At 59.5% G+C, this 20,165-nt stretch carries 16 protein-coding genes; 5 read left to right on the forward strand and 11 right to left on the reverse strand.

The features are described from left to right. Positions 1–11 precede the first annotated feature (11 nt). The 6 genes from ASE36_RS05125 to ASE36_RS05150 form a co-directional block, all read right to left on the reverse strand. Positions 12–1,370 carry an NAD(P)H-dependent oxidoreductase gene (locus tag ASE36_RS05125; RefSeq protein ID WP_062278088.1) on the reverse strand — a complete coding sequence of 453 codons (1,359 nt, stop codon included), beginning with the start codon at positions 1,368–1,370 and terminating at the stop codon, positions 12–14. A gap of 1,023 nt (positions 1,371–2,393) precedes the next feature. Then, positions 2,394–3,197 (reverse strand): inositol monophosphatase family protein, encoded by an 804-nt coding sequence (locus tag ASE36_RS05130; RefSeq protein WP_062276179.1) that lies wholly within the window; start codon positions 3,195–3,197, stop codon positions 2,394–2,396. A gap of 33 nt (positions 3,198–3,230) precedes the next feature. Continuing rightward, a complete protein-coding gene (locus ASE36_RS05135) occupies positions 3,231–4,289 on the reverse strand; it encodes an ABC transporter ATP-binding protein (RefSeq protein WP_062276181.1) in 1,059 nt (352 codons plus the stop codon). After that, a complete protein-coding gene (locus ASE36_RS05140; protein ID WP_062276183.1) occupies positions 4,286–6,517 on the reverse strand; it encodes an ABC transporter permease in 2,232 nt (743 codons plus the stop codon). Before ASE36_RS05140 ends, ASE36_RS05135 begins: the two co-directional genes overlap by 4 nt. A 76-nt stretch (positions 6,518–6,593) precedes the next feature. Beyond that, positions 6,594–7,619, reverse strand: a complete 1,026-nt coding sequence (locus ASE36_RS05145; protein ID WP_062276184.1) for an ABC transporter substrate-binding protein — start codon at positions 7,617–7,619, stop codon at positions 6,594–6,596. A gap of 109 nt (positions 7,620–7,728) precedes the next feature. Next, complete coding sequence (locus ASE36_RS05150) at positions 7,729–8,751, reverse strand: ABC transporter substrate-binding protein (protein ID WP_413813640.1); 1,023 nt, start codon at positions 8,749–8,751, stop codon at positions 7,729–7,731. A gap of 213 nt (positions 8,752–8,964) precedes the next feature. Here ASE36_RS05150 and ASE36_RS05155 point away from each other — a divergent pair, with 213 nt between their 5' ends. Continuing rightward, the gene (locus ASE36_RS05155) at positions 8,965–9,705 is read left to right on the forward strand and encodes a response regulator transcription factor (RefSeq protein WP_062276186.1); all 741 of its coding nucleotides are present in this window, start codon (positions 8,965–8,967) and stop codon (positions 9,703–9,705) included. After that, entirely contained in the window at positions 9,702–11,882 is a 2,181-nt protein-coding gene (locus ASE36_RS05160; RefSeq protein ID WP_082510838.1) for a sensor histidine kinase, read from the forward strand. The genes ASE36_RS05155 and ASE36_RS05160 overlap by 4 nt, the downstream gene beginning before the upstream one ends. A gap of 2 nt (positions 11,883–11,884) precedes the next feature. On the opposite strand, the gene ASE36_RS05165 is transcribed toward ASE36_RS05160, so the two are convergent. The 5 genes from ASE36_RS05165 to ASE36_RS05185 form a co-directional block, all read right to left on the reverse strand. Continuing rightward, entirely contained in the window at positions 11,885–12,694 is an 810-nt protein-coding gene (locus ASE36_RS05165) for a DeoR/GlpR family DNA-binding transcription regulator (protein ID WP_082510840.1), read from the reverse strand. Between the two features lie 95 nt (positions 12,695–12,789). Then, the gene (locus ASE36_RS05170; protein WP_062276188.1) at positions 12,790–13,854 is read right to left on the reverse strand and encodes an ABC transporter permease; all 1,065 of its coding nucleotides are present in this window, start codon (positions 13,852–13,854) and stop codon (positions 12,790–12,792) included. Then, on the reverse strand, positions 13,851–15,380 hold the full coding sequence (locus ASE36_RS05175) for a sugar ABC transporter ATP-binding protein (protein ID WP_062276190.1): 1,530 nt from the start codon (positions 15,378–15,380) through the stop codon (positions 13,851–13,853). Before ASE36_RS05175 ends, ASE36_RS05170 begins: the two co-directional genes overlap by 4 nt. Beyond that, positions 15,377–15,994, reverse strand: coding sequence for a DUF2291 family protein (locus ASE36_RS05180; RefSeq protein ID WP_062276191.1), 618 nt, complete (start codon positions 15,992–15,994; stop codon positions 15,377–15,379). Before ASE36_RS05180 ends, ASE36_RS05175 begins: the two co-directional genes overlap by 4 nt. A gap of 71 nt (positions 15,995–16,065) precedes the next feature. After that, positions 16,066–17,007, reverse strand: a complete 942-nt coding sequence (locus ASE36_RS05185; protein ID WP_062276193.1) for a D-ribose ABC transporter substrate-binding protein — start codon at positions 17,005–17,007, stop codon at positions 16,066–16,068. A gap of 348 nt (positions 17,008–17,355) precedes the next feature. Between ASE36_RS05185 and ASE36_RS05190 the strand changes: the two genes are divergently transcribed. From ASE36_RS05190 to ASE36_RS05200, 3 genes are read left to right on the forward strand one after another with little or no spacing between them, the layout of a single operon-like run. Continuing rightward, on the forward strand, positions 17,356–18,336 hold the full coding sequence (locus ASE36_RS05190) for a sugar phosphate isomerase/epimerase family protein (RefSeq protein ID WP_062276195.1): 981 nt from the start codon (positions 17,356–17,358) through the stop codon (positions 18,334–18,336). A gap of 43 nt (positions 18,337–18,379) precedes the next feature. Beyond that, positions 18,380–19,201: a transketolase gene (locus ASE36_RS05195; protein WP_062276197.1), complete on the forward strand. Its 822-nt coding sequence runs from the start codon at positions 18,380–18,382 to the stop codon at positions 19,199–19,201. Beyond that, entirely contained in the window at positions 19,201–20,160 is a 960-nt protein-coding gene (locus tag ASE36_RS05200; RefSeq protein WP_062276198.1) for a transketolase family protein, read from the forward strand. Before ASE36_RS05195 ends, ASE36_RS05200 begins: the two co-directional genes overlap by 1 nt. Positions 20,161–20,165 lie beyond the last annotated feature (5 nt).

Raw genomic sequence — 20,165 nt, forward strand, 5'->3', positions numbered from 1 at the left:
TTCCCTGCCCCTTACTCGGCAGCGATCTTGGCCGGGCGGAAGCGCGCTTCCATCTCCTGGCGCAGGCCGACCACATCGAGGTCGTTGACGATTTCGACGTCATCGAAGGAAACGATCTGGTCCTTCTTGATTGGGCGCTTGAGCTTGACGTTGTGCGCAAGACCGATGGGCAGCGCCTTGAGGTCAAGGCTGCGCGTGGCCGGAATGGCGTTGGCCCAGACGGCATAGCCGCCTTCGCCGTCCAACATCTCGCCCGGCTGCATATCCTTCTTGGCGGTTGCCACGGCATCGCCGCGAAACTCCTTGGAGCAGCCGGTCGGCTCATTGCGCAGCACGGCAGAGAGCACGCTGATGGAGGTTTCGAGGCCGATGATATGGAACGGTCGCCACATCGAAGCGTACCAGCCTGAGGGATCGGTCAGCAGCCCATACTGCTTGAAGCAGGCGCGGGCATATTCGTTATGCGCCTTGAAGGTGACGAAGACGCCGTAGCGAATATTGTTGAAGACCTCGCGGCCGTCAGGTTCCTGGCTGGCTGCGATGTCCACCAGACCGCTGCGTGCCATGCGGCCACCGTCGGATGCCGGGCGGAACACGCGTGCGAGGTCGTGCAGACCAGCGGGCGGGAAAGCCAGCCCATCATCCGGGCAATCGAGGCCTGTGCCGTTTGCAACGGCTGCCATCTCGATCGCAGCCTTGGTGCCATCGGTGAAGGAATTATACATTTTCGGATTGAAGTCGCCTTTGGCGACCTCTTCTTCGGTCCAGCCGAAGAAGCTCCAGACCGTATCGGGCGTCGAGTAGCGGTATCGCGGCTCGAAATTCATGCCCTTGCCGGCTGACGTGACCTCAAAGCCGGTTGCGCGGGCCCAGTCGACAAGTTCGCAGATCAAGGCCGGCTGGTCACCGTAGGCCATCGAATAGATGAGGCCCTTCGCGCGGGCTTTCTCGGCAAGGATCGGCCCTACCATGACGTCGGCCTCAACGTTGACCATGACGACATGTTTGTTGCTTTCAATCGCCCCCAAAGCATGACGAGTTCCAGCGATGGGATGTCCTGTCGCCTCGATGATGCATTCGATCTCGTCGCACCCGAAGAGATCGGCTGCGTCCGAGGTGACATAGGTCTTGCCGGACTTGATGGCATCTCCGCAGCTTTCAGCCGAATAACGCTCCTTCGGCCAGCCGACGCGCTCCAGCGATTCCTTCGCCTTACCGACATTGAGGTCGGCGACCGCCACCATGTGCAGGCCCTCAATACGCTGGGCCTGAGCCAGGACCATGGAGCCAAACTTGCCGGCACCGATCAATCCGACGCGTACGGGACGACCATTCGAGGCGCGCAGGGAAAGCAGGGAATAAAGATTCATGTTGATATCCTCGACAGGGGCAAATCCGATGAGAGCGGCCGGATCGACGACGAGCAATCTCGCGCCGAGGTTCACACCTGAACCACCGGTTTCGATTTGCCCTGAGCGAGTGATCTCCTCCGCAGACACGACATCCAGCCGCATCCTCCAGCCGCCTCCCACAGCGGCCGATGAGGAAAGAGTAGGACTGCGGAGGAGTTAGCTCAATTTAGAAGAATGAGAAAATACTGTAGAATTTCTAATTAATGAGCAGGTTAGTCGCTCGATTTTGCTTATAGTCTGCATCGCACTCGCGGTGATTGAGAATGGAGGTCGGCTACGGCGTCATCTTTCCGGAGCGCCTCGCTACTTCGGTCGGCCAGAGCCACGCACATTTCCGACCAGACTGACGGGATCGCGATAGCAATTATCTTGCAATCCTGCCCCGCGATATACACAACTCACCTCCGGCTTCAGCGCTCCCGAGCGGAAATAATTGCCGCTCTCCCGCCATGTTGACGTCGGCCCAAAGCCAGGGCACAAAGATGGCATCCACGGTCGCTCGCGGCAGGAAAACATGGGAAAATCAAAGGCAATTTTTCTAAGCCCTTGAAATTATGTGAGAATCCACGCTCCCCGGCCAATCTTAACCATCAAATGATATCAATGCCTTAGAGGGCACGGCTTACCTCAATAGATACCTCGTTATGGACCTCTTTGCGCGTACATTTGGCGACTGTTCTCACATAAAAAAGCGACCTCTCTTCAGAAACTTGAGGAATTCTGAGGGCCGTTTATCAGGCCATCCTTTGCGCACAAGTGGGCCTCCCAAATTGGCTGGAGCCCCTACGCGTAAACCTCTTAGAAAAGCTTTCTTTCCCCGAGCTTGCTCAAACTCGCTAACGCGACGACTTGGACTGGTGGCCCAAAGTCCGCGTTCAGCCAGAAAAGTCGACATCATTTTGAAGGCCTTGGCCCCAAATTTACACGCTGGGCCAACGTCGGCGATATTGTCCGCTAGTCGTCTTCGGGACCCTGTAAGCTCTAGAGATTGTTGAGGTGAAGCTGCATCAGTTCATCGTAGCAGGACGGATTTGCGGCAAGCACCGGATGGCCATTTAAGAATTCAGCACCGCTTGCGGGAAAGGGAAGGTTCTTGCCGCCGGCTTCACGGACGAGGCAGAAGCCTGCCATGCAATCCCAGGCGCGCATATAGGGCTCGTAATAGCCGACCAGCCTGCCGGCTGCGACATAGGCGAGCATCAGGGCACCCGATCCATTGCGGATGAAATTGCCGCCGCGTTGCATCAGACCGGCGATAATCGCGCCAACGCGCTCGGGCGTGACGTAGTTGTTGCAGCCGATGCCCGTCATTGCATTCTGCAAGTTCCGTGTGGGGTCAAGACGTAGCGGCTTGTCGTTGAGCGTTGCGCCGAGGCCATTGGCCGCCGCGAAGAGTTCGTCCGAGCAGGGCACGTGAATGACGCCGACGACCGGCTCACCATCCCTAACGATCGCGACGGACACGCACCAGGTCGGCATCCCGTTGACGAAGGGTGCAGTCCCATCGATCGGGTCGACAACCCATGTGAAGCCGGAGGAGCCTTCGTCATGGCCGAACTCTTCTCCGAGGAAGCCGTCGGTGGCGTAGATTTCGGCAACGCGCTCCTTCAGGAAGGTCTCGACATTGCGGTCGGCGATGGAGACGACGTCCTGGAGGTCGCGCTTCGTCTCGATCACCAGCGTCTCGCGTCGATTGAAATAGTCGAGCGCCATGGCGCCCGCTTCCGCTGCCAGCGTCTTGGCAAGGGCAAAACGCGCTGCGAGTGCCGTATCATTCATTGTCATTCTCTTCTTCCTTGGTCTTCTTTTAAGAAATCATCAGCCGCTGATCACGGCAATGCCACGGTTCTTGAACGCCAATGTGACGTCGCTCGTGGCGGCATGGGCATGATCAACGTCGTGATCGACGACGAAGAGCGTTCCGACATCGGTCTCGACCTCGTATTCCACATGGCCGCCGAGATAGGCGGAGTGCAGGACGCGGCCCCTCAGGCCCTCTGCGCCGGCAGAATCGATCCGGATGGCACCGGGTCTGACCGCAAGCTTGGCCGAGCCCTTTGCGGCTGTAGAGTGCAGGCGGTGTTCGATATTGCTCACCCTGACCAGAACTTCGCCGCCATCAGACTGGAGCACCTCACAGGGCAACACATTCGCTTCGCCCATGAAGTCGGCAATGAAGGGCGAGGCCGGTGCCTCGTAGAGTTCGCGCGGTGCCCCCGACTGGGCGATTTCGCCATCCTTCATGACGATGATCCGGTCGGAAACGGCAAGCGCCTCGTCCTGGTCATGGGTGACGTAAACGGCGGTAAAGCCGAGACGCTGCTGGAGGTCGCGGATTTCGGTTCGCACTCGGCGCCTCAAGCGTGCATCAAGGTTGGAGAGCGGCTCGTCGAGCAGCAGCACCTGCGGCTCGAGAACCAATGCACGGGCGACGGCCACGCGCTGCTGCTGACCACCCGAAAGCTCGGCCGGAAGGCGATGCCCCATGCCGGCGAGGCCGACGAGCTTGAGGCCTTCCTCGGCCTTCTCACGCGCCTCCTTCTTGCCCAGTCCTGACGACTGAAGGCCATAGGCGACGTTTTCGAGCGAGGTCATATGTGGAAAGAGCGCATAGGACTGAAAAACCATCGAAACATCGCGCTCGTTGGCCGGCAACATGGTCACATCCTTGCCACCGATCAGGATCTTTCCGGAGGTCGGATGCTCGAGGCCTGCCAGCATGCGCAAAGTGGTCGTCTTGCCACAGCCGGAGGGGCCAAGCAGGGTCACAAGCGTTCCCGGCTCGATCGTGAGTGAAAGATCATGGATGGCGGTGAAAGCGCCAAAGGCCTTGCGGACATTCTGGAAGGTGACGGATCCGGCTTTGACGGTGATCATGCGGTTTTCTCCTGACCGAGAGGAACGGGACTGTTGTTGCCGAGACCGGCAATACGGTTTTCGCGACGCAGCTTGCGTTCGCCGACGAGGAGCTGGAAACCACCGATGACCGTGATCATCACGACGATCAGCATCGAGGAATAGGCGATTGCCACACCATACTCGCCGTTTTCGACAAGGCCGACGATGTAGGAGGTCGCCATGTTGTGTTCGGCGCTGACGAGAAAGATGACGGCGCTGATCGAGGTGATGGCGCGAACGAAGGAATAGACAAGGGCGGCGGTGATTGCCGGTCGCAACAGCGGCAGGATGATCTTGCGCACCGTGCGGAAGCTGTTGGCCCGAAGGGTCAGCGATGCTTCGTCCAGGCTCTTGTCAAGCTGGCTCATCGCCGCGATCCCGCCGCGCACGCCGACCGGCATGTTGCGGAAGACGAAGCAGGCGATGAGGATAAGAGCAGACCCCGTCATTTCGAGCGGCGGCAGATTGAAGGCCATGATGTAGCTGACGCCGATGACGGTACCGGGGATGGCAAAGCTCATCATCAGGGCGAATTCGAACAGGTTCCGGCCAGCGAATTTCTGCCGGACGATGATGTAGGCGGTCAGGAGGCCGACGGCTGCGGTGAGCGGCGCGGAGATGAGCGAGATCTCCATGGTCGTCCAGAAGGAATTCCAGGCAACACCGGTCCAGGCAATCGAGCCGTTCTGAAAGCTGACTGAAAATGCACGGGCGTAATGATCGAGCGTCAGCGTGTTGTCGAGGCCCCAGGTGGTCACGAAGCCACCGACGAGGATCATGCCGTAGACGACGACAGTGAAGATCATCCACGGAATGACGATGGCATGCACACCGATCGACAGGCCGCGTGGCAGCGCGATATGCGCCCCGCTGTCTCCCTTGCCGGTAACGGTCGCGAAGTTCTTGCCCGACAGCCAGAGGCGCTGGGCGAGGAAGGCCGACAACGTAAAGAAGAGGAGGACCAGAGCCAAGACGGCCGCACGCGACGGATCGTTCTGCGAGCCGACGACCGCGAAGAAAATTTCGGTCGAGAGCACACCATTGCTGCCGCCAAGCACCAGCGGATTGCCGAAATCGGCCATGCTTTCGATGAAACCGATCAGGAAGGCATTGGCGAGGCCAGGCTTCATGAGAGGCAGCGAAACGCGCCAGAAGGTGCGCCAGCGATCGGCTCTCAGCGTCTGCGAAGCCTCTTCCATAGATGGGCTGACGCCTTCGACGACGCCGATCAGGACCAGGAAGGAGATGGGCGTGAAAGACAGGACCTGGGCAATCCAGATGCCGGTCAGGCCATAAAGCCAGCGACCAGGCTCGATGCCAAAAAGGCTGGAGAGGGTTTCGGTGACCACGCCGGCGCGACCGAATAGCAGAACGAGTGCAAGGCCGATGACGAAGGGTGGCGTGATGATCGGCAGGACGGTGAGAAGCCGCAACCCCTTCTTGAAAGGAAAGCGGGTGCGGGTCGCCACGAGTGCGAAGGCAAGGCCCAGCAATGTGGAGGCGGACGCCGTCATGATGGCGAGCGTGAAGGTGCGCCAGGCGACGCCGCAGCGGCCCTCACCCACTAGGCAGCTCAGGCTCCAGATGCCCGGATCCTGCAGGTTGCGGATGAAGCCATCCGGCTTGAAGGAACCGTCGAAATCCTGGACGGCCGCCACCAGCATGCTGCCGATCGGATAAAAAACGAAGACGAAGACGAGGAAGACAAGCAGCGAGATCGACCCAACGACGAAGGCATCGCCCTTCATCACGCCGCGCTCCACGAGGCCGAAGGCGAACATGAGCACGAAGACGATCGCCATGGTGACGGCGCCGGCGCCCATGGAGGGTTGCCCATCGGATAGCGCTCCGAAAAGGGTTTCACTGATCCCCCAGGTCCAGCCGGAGAAACCGACCGCAAGCCCCTGCAGGCAGAGATAGACGAGGCCTGCCGCACCTGCTGCCGCAAAAAACGCACCACGGCGCATCGGGTCGGCAATGAAACGTGCTGCGAAACCGAGACTGAAGAAGAGAACGACACCGAGAAGCCAGAGCCGACCATAGCCCAATAGCTGCAACACGCCTGGTGCTGCGCTCTCCGTGAAGGGAAAATCGCCAAGCCAGTCCAATCCGAAGAAGCCGGATTCCAGCCTGTACCAGGGAAGCAGAATGAAGGACACGGCTCCAAATGCCAGCAACAGGTCCAGTCTGCGGTTGCCATGTCTCATGGTCGACCTCATCAGTAGAAGCGGAAGAAGGAAGGGGGCCGGCGGTCCAGAAACCGCCGGCGGATAGTGTCAGGCGTCAGTTGGCGACGGCACCGATTTCACGGTCCCAGCGCTCGAGCAGTGCCTTGCGCTTTTCCGGATCGCCATAAGTCTTGAAGTCGTAGTCGATGAGCTTGATGTCTTCGAACCGCGGCGCTTCCTTGGGGATCTCGGCGGTCTTGTTTGAAGGAAGCTGGAAGGACTTAGCGTCCTTCATGCGCGACTGGACCTCAGGCTTCAGCGACCAGTCATACCAGGTCTTGGCATTGTCCATGTTGCGAGCGCCCTTGACGATGGACATGGAGCCGATCTCGTAGCCGGTGCCTTCACAAGGTGCGATCGCCTTGACCGGGAAGCCTTCCGCCGTCTGAGCGACGGCATCATGCATGAAGACGATGCCAAGACCGGTTTCGCCACGGGCAGCAGCCTTCACCGGAGCGGAGCCGGACTTGGTGTATTGCGAGATGTTGGCGTTGAGCGACTTCAGGTATTCGAAGGCCTTGTCTTCGCCCATGATCTGCACGAGCGAGGCGAGCGCCGTATAGGCGGTCCCCGACGAGTTCGGGTTGGCGATCTGGATCTCGCCCTTCAGCTCGGGCGCCAGGAGATCGGCCCAGCAGACTGGTTCTTTGTAACCCTTCTGCTTAAAGATCTCGGTGTTGTAGCCCCAGCCGAGCGCGCCGGCATAGACACCGACGGTCCTGAAACCCGAGCTTTCAGCTTGGTTCTTCGCCCAATCCTGCAACTGGTCGAGCATGGGCGACTTGTATTCTTCCGTCAGCCCTTCGGACGCGGCCTGGAGATGCGGGTCGCCGGTACCGGCCCACCACAGGTCGGTCTTCGGATTGCGGGCTTCGGCGCGGATCTTGGCATAGGCCTCGCCTGAGGACATGCGAACCATGTTGACCTTGATGTCGTGCGCCTTTTCGAAATCGCCCTGCATCTGTTCGCAGATGACGACGTCGGCGGCGCAGATGAGGTTGAGTTCACCGGCGGCCATGGCCGAACCGGCCGTCAAACTGGTGCCGGCGAAGAGTAGAGTGGAGAGTATTGTCAGTCGCATGGGTATCCTCCTGTTGCTTGCGTCTGATGGAAGTCGAAGAAAACGGACAAGCCTTCGGCGTCGGTGCCCTTCAAAGCACCGTGTCTCGGAGTGTCCGATCGTCAAAAAATTAGTTGGTCGGGTTGATCTCGCTATCGAAGCGGCTCAAGAGCCGACTTCGCTGTTCCGGTGATCCGAAGGTGGCAAAATCATAGTCCACCATCTTGATCATCGAGATATCGGGAGCGGCGGGCGGCAGCATGGCCCGGGCATTGGACGGCACCTGGTTCTGGCCCGCGGCGGCACCCGTTGCCTGCCCTTCGGGGCTCAGCGCAAAATCGACGAAGCGCCGCGCCTCTTCCAGATTGCGACTGCCCTTGACGATACTGACCGCACCGATCTCGTAGCCGGTGCCCTCGCAGGGCGCGACGATCACAAGGGGAGCGCCCGCCTCCTTTTGCGTGACGGCATCATGCATGAAGGAAATGCCGATCGTGATCTCTCCCCTGCCCGCAGCCTTGACCGGCTCAGCACCGGCCTTTGTGTATTCGGTGATATTGCGTCCGAGTTCGCGCATATAGCCAAACGCTTCGTCTTCACCGAGCAACTGCACGAGCGTCACAAGCGTTGTGAAGGCGGTGCCTGACGAATGCGGGTTTCCAGACAGGATGTGGCCGCGATAGATCGGCTTTGCGAGATCCTTCCAGCAGTTGGGCGCCGGCAATCCTGCAGCCGCCAGAAGCTCGCTGTTGTAAGCAAATCCGAGTGCCCCGGCATAAAGGCCGACAGATGTACCGCCAGACAAAGAGAAGAAGTTCCGCGCCCAGGGCAGAAGGTCTGCTTCCTGTTGGGGACGATAGGGTTCGAGCAGCCCCTCATAGGCAGCCTGAAGGTGAGTGACACCGGTGCCGCCCCACCAGACATCGACCGTTGGCGCATCTTTCTCGGTACGCACACGATCGAGTATTTCGCCAGTGCTCATCCGGGGCATGTTGACAGCAAGGTCGGTCCTCGCCTCGTAAGTCTTCTCCATAACGGCGCACCACGCTTCGTCGACGCCACAGAGGACGTTCAGCGTGTCGGCAGCCCGGGAAACCGGAGCGTTGGGCAGAGTCAGAAAAAGCCCGGCGCCGATGGCGGTCAATAACTTCACATCGTCCTCCCTTGGAACCTCCCCGTTCCAATGAGTAAAGCATGTCCGTATCGATCACTGCTGGCAACCGAAGAATGGTTACTGATCTTTCACCAAGCCGAGAGTACCCGTTGCAGAGATTGCAAATATTACAATTGTGACGTTCGCCGATAACCACCAAGTCTTTGTTGTTTTTGCCCTGCCCGGTTATGATGCCGTTGGGAGGACTGCAACTTGTTGAACCAGAAGGTAAAAATTCTGATCGTCGAGGACGATCCGGATATGGCGGAGCTTATCTGCGATCTGATCGAGGCCGAGGGGTGGGTACCGGTAACGGCACCCTCTGCGGAAGCTGCGCAGGAGCGATTGCAGCACGAAACAGTTCAACTGGTTCTGGTTGATCACAATCTGCCGGGCCTTTCGGGACGCGCTTTTGCCCAACGATTGAGGGCCCAGACTGATGTCGGCATCGTCATGGTCACGGCGGCGGGCAGTGCCACCGACCGGGTGCTCGGCCTTGAAACTGCGGCAGACGATTATGTGGTAAAGCCGTTTGAACCGATCGAACTCACCGCACGGATCAAGGCGGTTCTGCGACGCACCCATCCGCAACTGCGTCATGACAGAGACGCTGATCGCACAACTCCATTGGCGGCGCTGAGGCTCGGGGAATGGGCCGTGGATCTCGGGCAGCGCCGCGCCGTTTGCCTTGCCGATCCAACCAGGACGCTGACCTCAGCTGAATTCGCCTTGCTGGAAATCCTCGCCGAAACGCCGAATACACCCGTGAGCCGCGCTCAGATCCTCGACCGGATGGGCGCCGATTCCGATCGTTTCGTCGATCGAAACGTCGATGTTCTGGTGCTGCGCCTCAGGCGCAAGATCGAGCGTAATCCCGATTTACCCCGGCATATCCAGACACGACGTGGCAAAGGTTATGTTTTGCACACAGACGACGCCGGATCATTGCCTTGATCAACCGCGCCTTGGTCTCCTCGATCGCCTTTCGATTGCCCTTCGCGATCGCCTTCATCTGCGCCTCTGTTCTGCTCCTCTCAACTGTCGCTATCTATGGTCTGCAGAGAGCGCGCAGCGAGATGTCGGCCTACAGTGTGCAGGCCTTTTCCAGCCTCGCCAAGGCATCGCTTGTGTCACGACAGGTCTCAGACCTCGTTTCAAGCGCGCCCTTCCTGATGAATGCCACGTCACCGTATCGGGTTTCGAGCGAGAGCCGAGCCGTGGTCGTCCAGGTGGAAACCCTGCTCCAGACGATGGCACCTGACCAGCCGAACGCCGCCATGCAGGGCACCGGCGCAAGGCGGATCATTGAACTGCTGCAAAACATCGAGGCGCAGACGCTCGCTCTTTCCGCGAATGCCGACGCTGCTCAGGGTCACAAGGCCGAGGCAGCCGTCGCGCTTGGCGAGATCGCCACCGCTCGCGTGATTGAGGATAAGGACCTGCGGCAGCGTCTAAACGGGATTGCACAATCTGCCTCGACGTCTGACAGTCTCTTCCAGTTGGGGGAGCTTCAACGACGTTTCGTGGCCGAAACGTCGGCCCGCATGCTGGCACCTGGTCCCAATCTACGGGTGTCGCCGAAACAGCTTGAGCCCTATCGCAAGATCTTCGAGGCGCAGACACGCTATCTCCTGGAAATGTTCACGATCCGGGCGTCTGTCTCGCGCCTGCACACCGTTTCGCGTGACCTTTCGCACGCGACGGAAACACAAAGTGCGCTGGTGGCAAGCGCGCTCAACCGGAATCTTGAGACGACGTCCAGCGCATTGCGCCAACTGCTCGTGATGATCTTGCTGTCCTCATTTGCGGTGGTCCTTCTGGCAATCCTCTCCATTCGGTCGGTCATGCGGGTGTCCCACGGAATAGGCGATCTCTCGCGTGGGATGAATGCACTGGCACGCGGTGAAGAGAACGTAGGTTCCCCGGTCTATGCCGGGACAGAGACCGAGTTGATCCGCCTGCTCGATGCGTTTCGTGCCTTCAAGGAGAGCGTTGACCGGGTGTCCCGTTTGAGGCGCACGGCGGAAGCGGCCGCGCGTACGATCCGATCAACTTTTCGCACAATGAACGAAGGCATTGCCCTTTTCGATCCGGCCGGTCGGCCGATCACCATGAACCGCCGCATCATCGAATTGATGCGGCAGACGGGATCATCGCGGAAAATGCCGCTGCGCCGGTTTGTCGGCTCGGTGCCCGAAATCGATCCACTGCTGATGCCGACGGAGCACGAAAGTGGCACACTCCTTGAGCGGCACGTGCACCGACAGCGCTTCGCCAACGATCAGGTGGTGGAAATTTCTGCCTCTCGCCAGCCGGACGGAGGCGTGGTGCTGCTTGCCCGGGACGTGACGGTGATGGATCGGCAGGAGGTGGAAGCTGCTCGCGCACAGCGCCTTGATGTGGTGATGCGCATGACCCATCAGGTGAGCCACGAGGTCGGCAACATGATCGGTATCATTACCGGGAGCCTCGGTCTGCTGGAGCGCGAACCTGGCTTCACGGATCGACAGAAACGCCATCTGGGCCGCATTCGCAAGGCTGCCGAACGTGGGCGGGCGCTCGCCTCCAGCATGTTGTCCATTGGCAGTCAGCAGCAGATTCATCCGGCCTCGATCGATGTTTCGACGGTGCTGAGTGGCATGGCCGATGTGCTGGAAATGGCGATCGGGTCGCGGAACCGGCTGGCGCTCGAGCTTCGGGCCGATCTGCCGACCGTCCGCCTCGATCCCGCCCTCCTTGAGCAATCGATCCTCAACCTCTGCCTCAACGCATCGGCGGCTATGCCGGATGGTGGGCTGATCCGGGTGGAGGCTCGACGAGAGCAAGCAACGGTCATGATCGCCGTCACCGATGAAGGTGTGGGAATGTCCCCTGAGGTTCTCGACCAGGCAATGGAGCCTTACTTCACCACTCGTTCGAAGACAGGTGGTTCAGGTCTGGGCCTTGCCATGGTTTACGGATTCGTCCGCCAGTCAGGCGGTGAGGTCAAGATCACTTCCCGCATCGGGGAGGGCACGTGCGTTGAACTTTGCTTCCCCTCGGTCGAGGACGGCCAACCGTCGCAGCGGGGCGAGACTGGGAGCGACGGAGTTCGCGTCGCGAATAGCCGGTTGAAAGACGGTCACAACTGACATCAAGAGGTGATCAGAACCTCCACCCCTCTACGCTCGAACTCCCGCGCAACGCGATCCGGGATGCCCTCGTCGGTGATCAGTGACTGGATGACATCAAGGGATCCGAGGCGGGTGAAGGAGGACCGTCCGATCTTGGTCGAGTCCGCCACCAGATACACATGGGCTGCCGCCTTGATCATGGCTTCCTTCAGCTGAAGATCGGCAAAGCTTGGATAGGTCAGCCCGGCCTCCAGATCGACGCCGGCTGTCGCCAGAAACAACTTGCCTGCAAAGATGTTGCTGAAATATTCGACCGACTTGTCACCCGACAGCGACAGGGTCGGCGACTTGAACTGCCCGCCGGGCATATGCACCGCAAAAGTCGGAACCGCGCCCAGAATGATCGCGATGTTCAAGGCGTTGGTTATGAGGGTCAGGTTGCGGCGGTTCGTGAGCCGCATGGCGATTTCGGTAGTTGTCGTCCCTGCGTCCAGGATCAAAGTCTCGCCGTCTTTAACCAGACTTGCTGCCAAGGCGCCGATCTTGCGCTTCTTGTCCATGTTCTCCTGATGATGGAGGGTCATGGTGCCGATCTGGGGCGCTACAGAATTCAGATAGGCGCCACCGTGCTCGCGGGTGATAAAGCCTTCGTTTTCCAGACGTTCGAGATCCTGACGGATGGTCGCCTCGGAGACGTGGAAAGCGGTCGCAAGTTCGCGCACGCGCGCCGAGCCCTCTTCCTGCAGCCATTCAAGGATCCGCCGACGCCTTGGCTCGGACAGCAAGCCGATCATGGATTCGGCAGAATCGTTTTCTGTCTTCGCGTCCATGTCTCAACAAACCTCGATTTTCGCAAGCAAAGCGCAGTGTTTCGATCTTAACCCACGGCTCCCTTACAACAAGTGCCCGCCAGTTGAAATCCTCATCATGCCGGGCTCTGCAGGACCACCCGAGCCTGTAGCTTCTGCTGCACCTGATCGACCACGACAGCAGCGATGATCACAAGACCTTTGATGACGGTCTGCCAGAAGGAGGAAACCCCCATCATGATCAGACCATCCGCCAGGATGCCGATGACAAATGCGCCCACAATCGTGCCACCGATGCGACCGCGCCCGCCTGACATTGAGGTGCCACCGAGAACGGCCGCGGCGATCGCATTGAGTTCGAAGGTCTCGCCCGTCGCCGGATGACTTGCCTGCAGCTGCGAGGCGATGATGAGACCGACAAGGGCGGCACAGAAGCCGGAGAACATGTAAACGAAGAGCTTGATGCGATCGACGTTGACGCCGGAGAGTGCTGCACCCCGCTCGTTGCCGCCGACCGCGTAGATGTGGCGACCAAGCGGTGTCCGTGTCGCGAGATAGGCCGCGGCAAGTGCTACAACGACCATGATCCAGACGGAGAGCGGAAACCCGAATAGGGACCCCGAGCCGATCAGCCTGAAGGTGTCGGAACCATAGTCCGCATTGCCGGCAAGGTTGGGGAATGTGCGGCCGTCGGAGAAGAGAAGGGCCGCGCCGCGGGCAACATAGAGCGTGCCGAGCGTGGCGATGAAGGGCGCCACATTGAGCTTGGTAATCAGTAGTCCGTTGATCAAACCGACCAGGACACCGACGACCGCCACGATCAGGCATATCTCGATTGTATTGAACTGCAGGCTCCAGCCGATCTGCAGGTCGATGCCGTACAGAACCAACCAGCCGGCGACCATGGCACACAGGCCGACGATTGAGCCAACCGAAAGGTCAATGCCCCCGGAAACGATCACGAAGGTCATGCCGATGGCAAGCAGGGCGTTCAGCGCCACATGCTTGGAGATGATCAACATATTCGCCCCGGAGAGGAAGTTCGGGGCAGCGATTGCGAAAAAGGCAAACACCAGAATGAGTGCCACGAAGGTGCGCATCTTCAGGAGAAGCAGCAGCATCGAGGTTTGCGACGACGGGCCGAGGGCCTTGCTGCCTTGGGCAATGACGGGACTGCTCATGAGGATTTGACCTTGTTCAGATGGGGCGTAGCGGCGGAAATGACTTCCGCGGCAGCGGCACCGGCCGGAAAGTCGCCGGTCAGCCTGCCATTCGCCATGACGAGGATGCGATCAGAGAGGGCCAGGACCTCCTCCAGATCCGAGGTGACGAAGAGGATACCGAGGCCATCTGCCGCCAGCTTGCGCATAGTACGGAAGATCTCGGCCTTGGCGCCGATATCGATGCCGCGGGACGGCTCATCCATTAACAGGATGCGCGGACGGGTCATCAGCGCCTTGCCGATCACGACCTTCTGCTGGTTGCCGCCTGACAGGCTGGAAACCGGATGTTCGAGGCTGGCGATCTTGATTGCCATGCGCTTGACGAATTCAACCGCCTTGGCGGCTTCGGCTCTCAGACTGAGATGAAAACCCTTGGTAAAATCACCCAGCGACGAAAGGGTGAGATTTTCGCGGATGCTCATGATCTGCACCAAGCCATCGCGCTTCCGGTCTTCCGGGATCAGGGCGAGGCCACGGCGGATCCGACCCGAAACGCTTCGCTCCTTGACGCGCTCGCCGCCGATATACAGCGTGCCCCTCGCGCCTGGATGCTGCGCCATGATGCATTCGAGCAGTTCGGATCGCCCCGCTCCCATCAGGCCGTAAAGCCCCACAATTTCACCTGACCGTACCGAGAGCGACACGTGATCCACCACATAGCCACCAGCTGGTCTCGGCAATGAAACCTCTTCGACGCGAAAGACTTCGTCACCGAGCGATTGGTGTTCCGTCTTGGGAAACTCCTTGGATGCGCTGCCAATCATGTTGGAGACGATCCAGGGGATATCGACCCCTTCCATGGATCGCGCGCCGGTAATCACGCCATCGCGAAGCACGGTGATGTAATCGCCAATCCGGATCAGCTCCTCGAGCCGGTGGGAAATGTAGACGATGCCAACACCCTGGCGCTTCAAGTCGCCGATCACGCGAAACAGCACCTCGACCTCGGCAGCAGACAGCGCAGACGTCGGTTCATCGAGGATCAGGATGCGCGCATCTTCGGCGAGCGCCTTGGCGATCTCGACAATCTGCTGCTGGCCGATCCTCAGGTTACCCAGCGGCATATCGGGATCGATATCTTGCTCCAGACGCTTCATCAGCGCGGCCGCAACCGCATGCTGGGCCATCCGGTCGATGTGCACACCGCCTATCGTCTTTTCGTGGCCGACGAAGATGTTTTCCGCCACCGTCAAATTGGGAAACAGATTGAGTTCCTGAAAGACGATCCCGACGCCATGGCGGGCGGCATCGGTCCGGTCGGCGAAAACGACAGGATTGCCGTCGAGCGTAATGGTACCACCATTCAGTTGCTCCACGCCCGCGATGACCTTCATCAGCGTCGACTTGCCTGCCCCGTTCTCACCAACCAGAACGTTGACCGCGCCCATGCGGAGATCGAAATCGACATTCTTCAGCGCCTGCGTGCCGGGATAAAGCTTCGAGCCGGAGCGGATCGTCAGGCCGATTGGATGCGCCTCGCTCATGGCATGACCTTGATCGAGACGGGCGTAACAAGCGGCTTTTCAGTTGGCGAGCGAAGCACGGTAGCGCCCAGGAATTCGATGGTCTTGCCGCTGATTGGGGCGTCGGCGGGAATTGTCGAGACCGCGCGATCGTTGAGTGCGCGTCCGAGCCGCGCATATTCGATCTGGTCCCGGAATGCCGAAAAATCATAGAGGGACGTGGCATCCCGCAGCGCTGACCCCTTCACGACCGGGCCGAGCTGAAGGGTAAGGTCGGAGGTGCCATCGCCGTCGATATCGATGTCGGCAACAGCCGCCTTCGAAGCGCGGTTCTCTGCGATGACTTTACCCTTGCCCTTGACGGGAAAGTTCCAGCCGCCACCCGCACCACCAACGCGCAAGCCATATTTGCCGCCAGCCTGATCGAGCCCGGCCTTGGCAGCATCGCGCAATACGGCGAGATCGACCGCTTTTTCCGACAACGCCGGCACGAGTTTTGCGTCAAAGGTCTCCGACACGAGCGTTGCGATCGGATCGGCGGATGCCTCGTCGGCGCCCTCGGTTTTCACGAGCTTGCAGCCCGAAAGGCTTAACGCGAGCATGAGGCCCGTCGTGAGCAGGATAGGTTTCATCATCAGACGACCATTTTCTTCAACAGAGGTGTCACCCGGGGCGCAAACGCCCCGGGTGACATTCAAGCAGGACGTCACGGCTTGAGAGCAAAGGTCTCGAGCTTTGACGCGTTGTCCTTGTTGATCAGAATGCAGTCCATCAGCTGCTTTTCCTCGACGCCGGTCGCGCCGGTCTTGATGAACTTGTCGGCCTGCTCGACGGCGAGCTGGGCCTGCTGATAGGCCGGCTGCAGAACGGTGCCCTTGATGCCGTCCTTCAGGATGGAATCACGAACATCATTGGAGCCGTCGAAGCCGACGACGATGACATCCTTGCGGCCGGCTGCTTCAAGTGCCGCATAAGCGCCCATGGCCATGGTGTCGTTGCCCGAGATGACACCCTTGATATCCGGATGCGCCTGCAGAATGGATTCCATCACCGTATAGGCTTCGGTCTGCGACCAGTTTGCCGTCTGACGAGCGACCGACTTCATGTTCGAATACTGGTCGATCACGTCATGGTAACCCTGCGAGCGGATACCCGCATTGGTGTCGGATTCCTTGCCGACGAGTTCGGCATAATTGCCTTCTTCGCCCATGAGCTTGACGAACTCTTCCGCACCGAGCTGTGCACCCTGGTAGTTGTTCGAAACGATCTGCGAGACAGCCACACCCGTTGCCGTGATTTCGCGGTCGATCAGGAAGGACGGAATGCCCTTGTCCTTGGCCTTCTGAACGGCCGCGACCGAAGCATCGGCACCGGCGTTGTCGAGGATGATCGCCTTAACACCTGCCGCGATGGCGGAATCGAACAGCTCGTTTTGTTTGTTGGCGTCGTCGTCATGGACCAGGATCATCGTCTCGTAGCCCAGTTCCTTGGCCTTGGCCGCGGCACCGTCGGCCTCCGCCTTAAAGAACGGATTGTCGTGGCTCGGCGTAATGATCGCGATCGTATCGGCAGCCATGGCAAAACCCGGGACAAAGCCGGACAGGGTCAATGCGCAAACGGATACGAGCAAACGGCGTGAAATTTTCATAAGATCCTCCCTTTCTCCAAGCCACCTCCTTGTGACCCGCCTCATTTTCTATCGAATGATTTCGATTTCTGTCAATCTGTTTCTGTTTGCGACGTTCCGTCTTCGATTATTTAGGCTTTTTCTCAATGTTCGGACCGAATCGACGCCGTTTTCGCTGCGATGCAGCAAATCTTGCGCAAAAATTTGAAAGACTCTTGTCGATCTCTTCGATTTATGGAAGATATCGAAATCAAACAGCATTATATGAAAGACGCTCACGAGCAGTAAAGGCCCCGGAACCGCGCAAGATCCGGACCATACAAATGTTTTAGCAGGTGGGCGACGTGCTCAAGACGGGAGGAATAATCCATGACGACCCAACGCTATGGCGCCGGAATCTGGCATTTCGCGACCTATGTCGATCGCTACGCGACCGACGGATATGGCACGCCACGCAGCGTGATCGACGCGATCGACCTCGCCGGTCAGGTGCGCGACCTGTCGGTCGTCGACATCAACTACCCCTTCTTCGGCGGAGACTTCTCGAACGCAGACATCAAGACTGCCCTCGATCGCAACAATCTCGGCGTGATCGGCATTACACCCGAGATATACACGCGCGAATTCTCCAAAGGCTCCTTCACCAATCCCGATGCCGGCATTCGCAGGCGTACGCATGAGCTGGTAACAGAAGCCTGCGATCAGGTTCGCTACTTCGGCGCTGACTATGTGAAGCTGTGGCCGGGGCAGGATGGTTGGGACTACCCGTTCCAGGTCGACTACGGCACTCTCTGGAAGCACTCGCTCGACGGCGTGGGCCAGCTGGCAAGTGAAAACCCTGATCTCAAATTCGTTATCGAGTACAAGCCGCGCGAACCCAGGGTCCGCATGAGCTTTGGCTCGGTCGCCCGGACACTTCTCGGCATCGAGAAGATCGGTCTGCCGAACATTGGTATTCTCCTGGATTTCGGCCATGCGATCATGGGTGGCGAGTCCGCCGCCGACAGCGCGCAGCTTGCGATCGACTACGGGCGCCTGTTTGGCATGGACGTGAACGACAATTATCGCAGCTGGGACGATGATCTCGTTGCCGGAAGCCTGCACCCCATCGAGCTCTTCGAATTTTTCTACGTGCTTCGAAAGAACAAGTGGGAAGGCGTGTGGCAGCTCGACCAGTTCCCCTTCCGCGAGGACAGTGTGACGACCGCCAACCACGCTATCGACTTCCTGAAGGCCGCTGGAAAAGGTCTTGAGGCGCTCGATGTCGATGCCCTGAGGGAAGCCCAGAGCCGGCACGACGCTATTGCCGCCTTGCGGATTGCCCAGAAGGCTCTTTTCGGCGCCATGTGAGCGGCTTCTACGATGCACCAGCCCCAGACTGAAAGGCTTTTGAATGCTTGCGAACGACACCGTTCAGACCATCAAGGACCGGGCCCTCTGGATGCGCCGCCGTGCCTTCAAGATGGTCCACGACGCCCAGCTCGGGCATCCCGGCGGAGATTTTTCCGCGATCGATATCATCGCCACACTCTATTTTGGCGTGATGCGCTACGACCCGATGAAACCCGAGCTTGAAAGCAGGGACCGGTTCATCATGTCAAAGGGACATGCGACCGGGGCGCTTTACACCGCGCTCTGTGCCGCCGGTTATTACCCGGAGGATTGGCTCAGCACCTATATGCAGGCGAACTCCAGGCTGAACGGCCACCCCAACAGGAACTACCTGCCGGGTGTTGAAACCAACACCGGTCCTCTCGGGCACGGCATGCCTGTCGCACTGGGCATCGCCATTGCCGCCCAGATCTCGGGCCAGGCCCATCGGGCCTTTGTTTTGACCGGTGACGGTGAACTGCAGGAAGGGTCCAACTGGGAAGCTGCGATGACTGCAGGTAATCGAAAACTCGAGAACCTCAGCCTGATCGTTGACCGCAACCGCCTGCAGCAGGGCATGGGCACCGAAGAGACCAATGGGCTCGATCCCCTCGACGAAAAATTCCGTGCCTTCGGTTGGGAGGCTGTCATTGTCGATGGACATGACATCGGAGCCCTCCTCGACGTCCTTGCGACCCCGCGCACCGGCAAGGGCCGCCCGCTCTGCGTCATCGCCAACACCGTGAAGGGGAAGGGTGTCTCCTTCATGGAAAACAAGGCATCGTGGCACCATGGCGTGCCCAATGCCGAACAGTACAAGATTGCTCTGGAGGAACTGATCTGATGGCTGCTCCCGCCACCAAACAGGAAGGCTTTCGCGATTGCCGTGACGCCTGGGCGCGCACGATCGAGGATCTCGCAGCCGTCGACCCGCGGATCGTCGCCGTCGTCAACGATTCTGTCGGCTCGTCCAAACTCGGCGGCTTCCAGAAAGCCTTCCCCGAGCGGCTGGTCAATGTTGGCATCGCCGAGCAAAACATGGTCGGCGTGGGTGCGGGCCTTGCCAATGGCGGCAAGATCCCCTTCGTCTCCGCAGCCTCATGCTTTCTCACCGGCCGTGCCTTGGAGCAAATCAAGGCCGATATCGCCTATGCGCGTTTCAATGTGAAACTGGTCGGGCAATCGTCGGGAGTGGCTTATGGCGAACTCGGGCCGACGCACCATTCGATCGAAGATTTCGCCTGGCTTCGCCCGCTGGATGCCATCACCGTCATCGTTCCCGCAGACGCCTGGGAAACCGAACAGGCGGTCAGATGGGCAGCCGCGCATGACGGTCCTGTCTATCTGCGCCTGAGCCGAATGCCCGTGCCAGACCTCGCGGTCAAGGACCGTGCATTCCGTCCGGGGAAGGCTGAAGTGATCCGTTCCGGCAGCGACGTCACCTTAATTGGCTGCGGTACGACCGTGCATCTCGCAGTCCTCGCCGCAGAACAGCTCCGGAGCGAAGGCATCTCCGCCCGCGTGCTCAACATGGCGACCATTAATCCACTCGACGAGAAAGCGCTCGCGGCAGCTGCTGGAGAAACCGGTGCGATCGTGACGGTGGAAGAAGCCAATATTCGTGGCGGACTGGGAGGAGCGGTCGCGGAATACACAGCCGGACATCACCCTGTTCCGGTGGAGCGGGTCGGCTTTCCCGGCTTCGTCGTCACCGGCTCGGTGGAATTCCTCTTCGAACATTACGGCATAACCGCGCACGGGATTACCGCTGCGGCGCGTCGGGCATTGGCGCGCAAGCGGTGATCTCG

The sequence above is a fragment of the Rhizobium sp. Root274 genome, assembly GCF_001429245.1.
Taxonomy (GTDB): domain Bacteria; phylum Pseudomonadota; class Alphaproteobacteria; order Rhizobiales; family Rhizobiaceae; genus Allorhizobium.

Coding starts and splice junctions, on each gene's coding strand:
- ASE36_RS05140 (WP_062276183.1), bottom strand. CDS start 6,517: ATGAGACATGGCAACCGCAGACTGGACCTGTTGCTGGCATTTGGAGCC.
- ASE36_RS05200 (WP_062276198.1), top strand. CDS start 19,201: ATGGCTGCTCCCGCCACCAAACAGGAAGGCTTTCGCGATTGCCGTGAC.
- ASE36_RS05195 (WP_062276197.1), top strand. CDS start 18,380: ATGCTTGCGAACGACACCGTTCAGACCATCAAGGACCGGGCCCTCTGG.
- ASE36_RS05190 (WP_062276195.1), top strand. CDS start 17,356: ATGACGACCCAACGCTATGGCGCCGGAATCTGGCATTTCGCGACCTAT.
- ASE36_RS05135 (WP_062276181.1), bottom strand. CDS start 4,289: ATGATCACCGTCAAAGCCGGATCCGTCACCTTCCAGAATGTCCGCAAG.
- ASE36_RS05175 (WP_062276190.1), bottom strand. CDS start 15,380: ATGAGCGAGGCGCATCCAATCGGCCTGACGATCCGCTCCGGCTCGAAG.
- ASE36_RS05165 (WP_082510840.1), bottom strand. CDS start 12,694: ATGGACGCGAAGACAGAAAACGATTCTGCCGAATCCATGATCGGCTTG.
- ASE36_RS05170 (WP_062276188.1), bottom strand. CDS start 13,854: ATGAGCAGTCCCGTCATTGCCCAAGGCAGCAAGGCCCTCGGCCCGTCG.
- ASE36_RS05185 (WP_062276193.1), bottom strand. CDS start 17,007: ATGAAAATTTCACGCCGTTTGCTCGTATCCGTTTGCGCATTGACCCTG.
- ASE36_RS05125 (WP_062278088.1), bottom strand. CDS start 1,370: ATGAATCTTTATTCCCTGCTTTCCCTGCGCGCCTCGAATGGTCGTCCC.
- ASE36_RS05130 (WP_062276179.1), bottom strand. CDS start 3,197: ATGACAATGAATGATACGGCACTCGCAGCGCGTTTTGCCCTTGCCAAG.
- ASE36_RS05145 (WP_062276184.1), bottom strand. CDS start 7,619: ATGCGACTGACAATACTCTCCACTCTACTCTTCGCCGGCACCAGTTTG.
- ASE36_RS05180 (WP_062276191.1), bottom strand. CDS start 15,994: ATGATGAAACCTATCCTGCTCACGACGGGCCTCATGCTCGCGTTAAGC.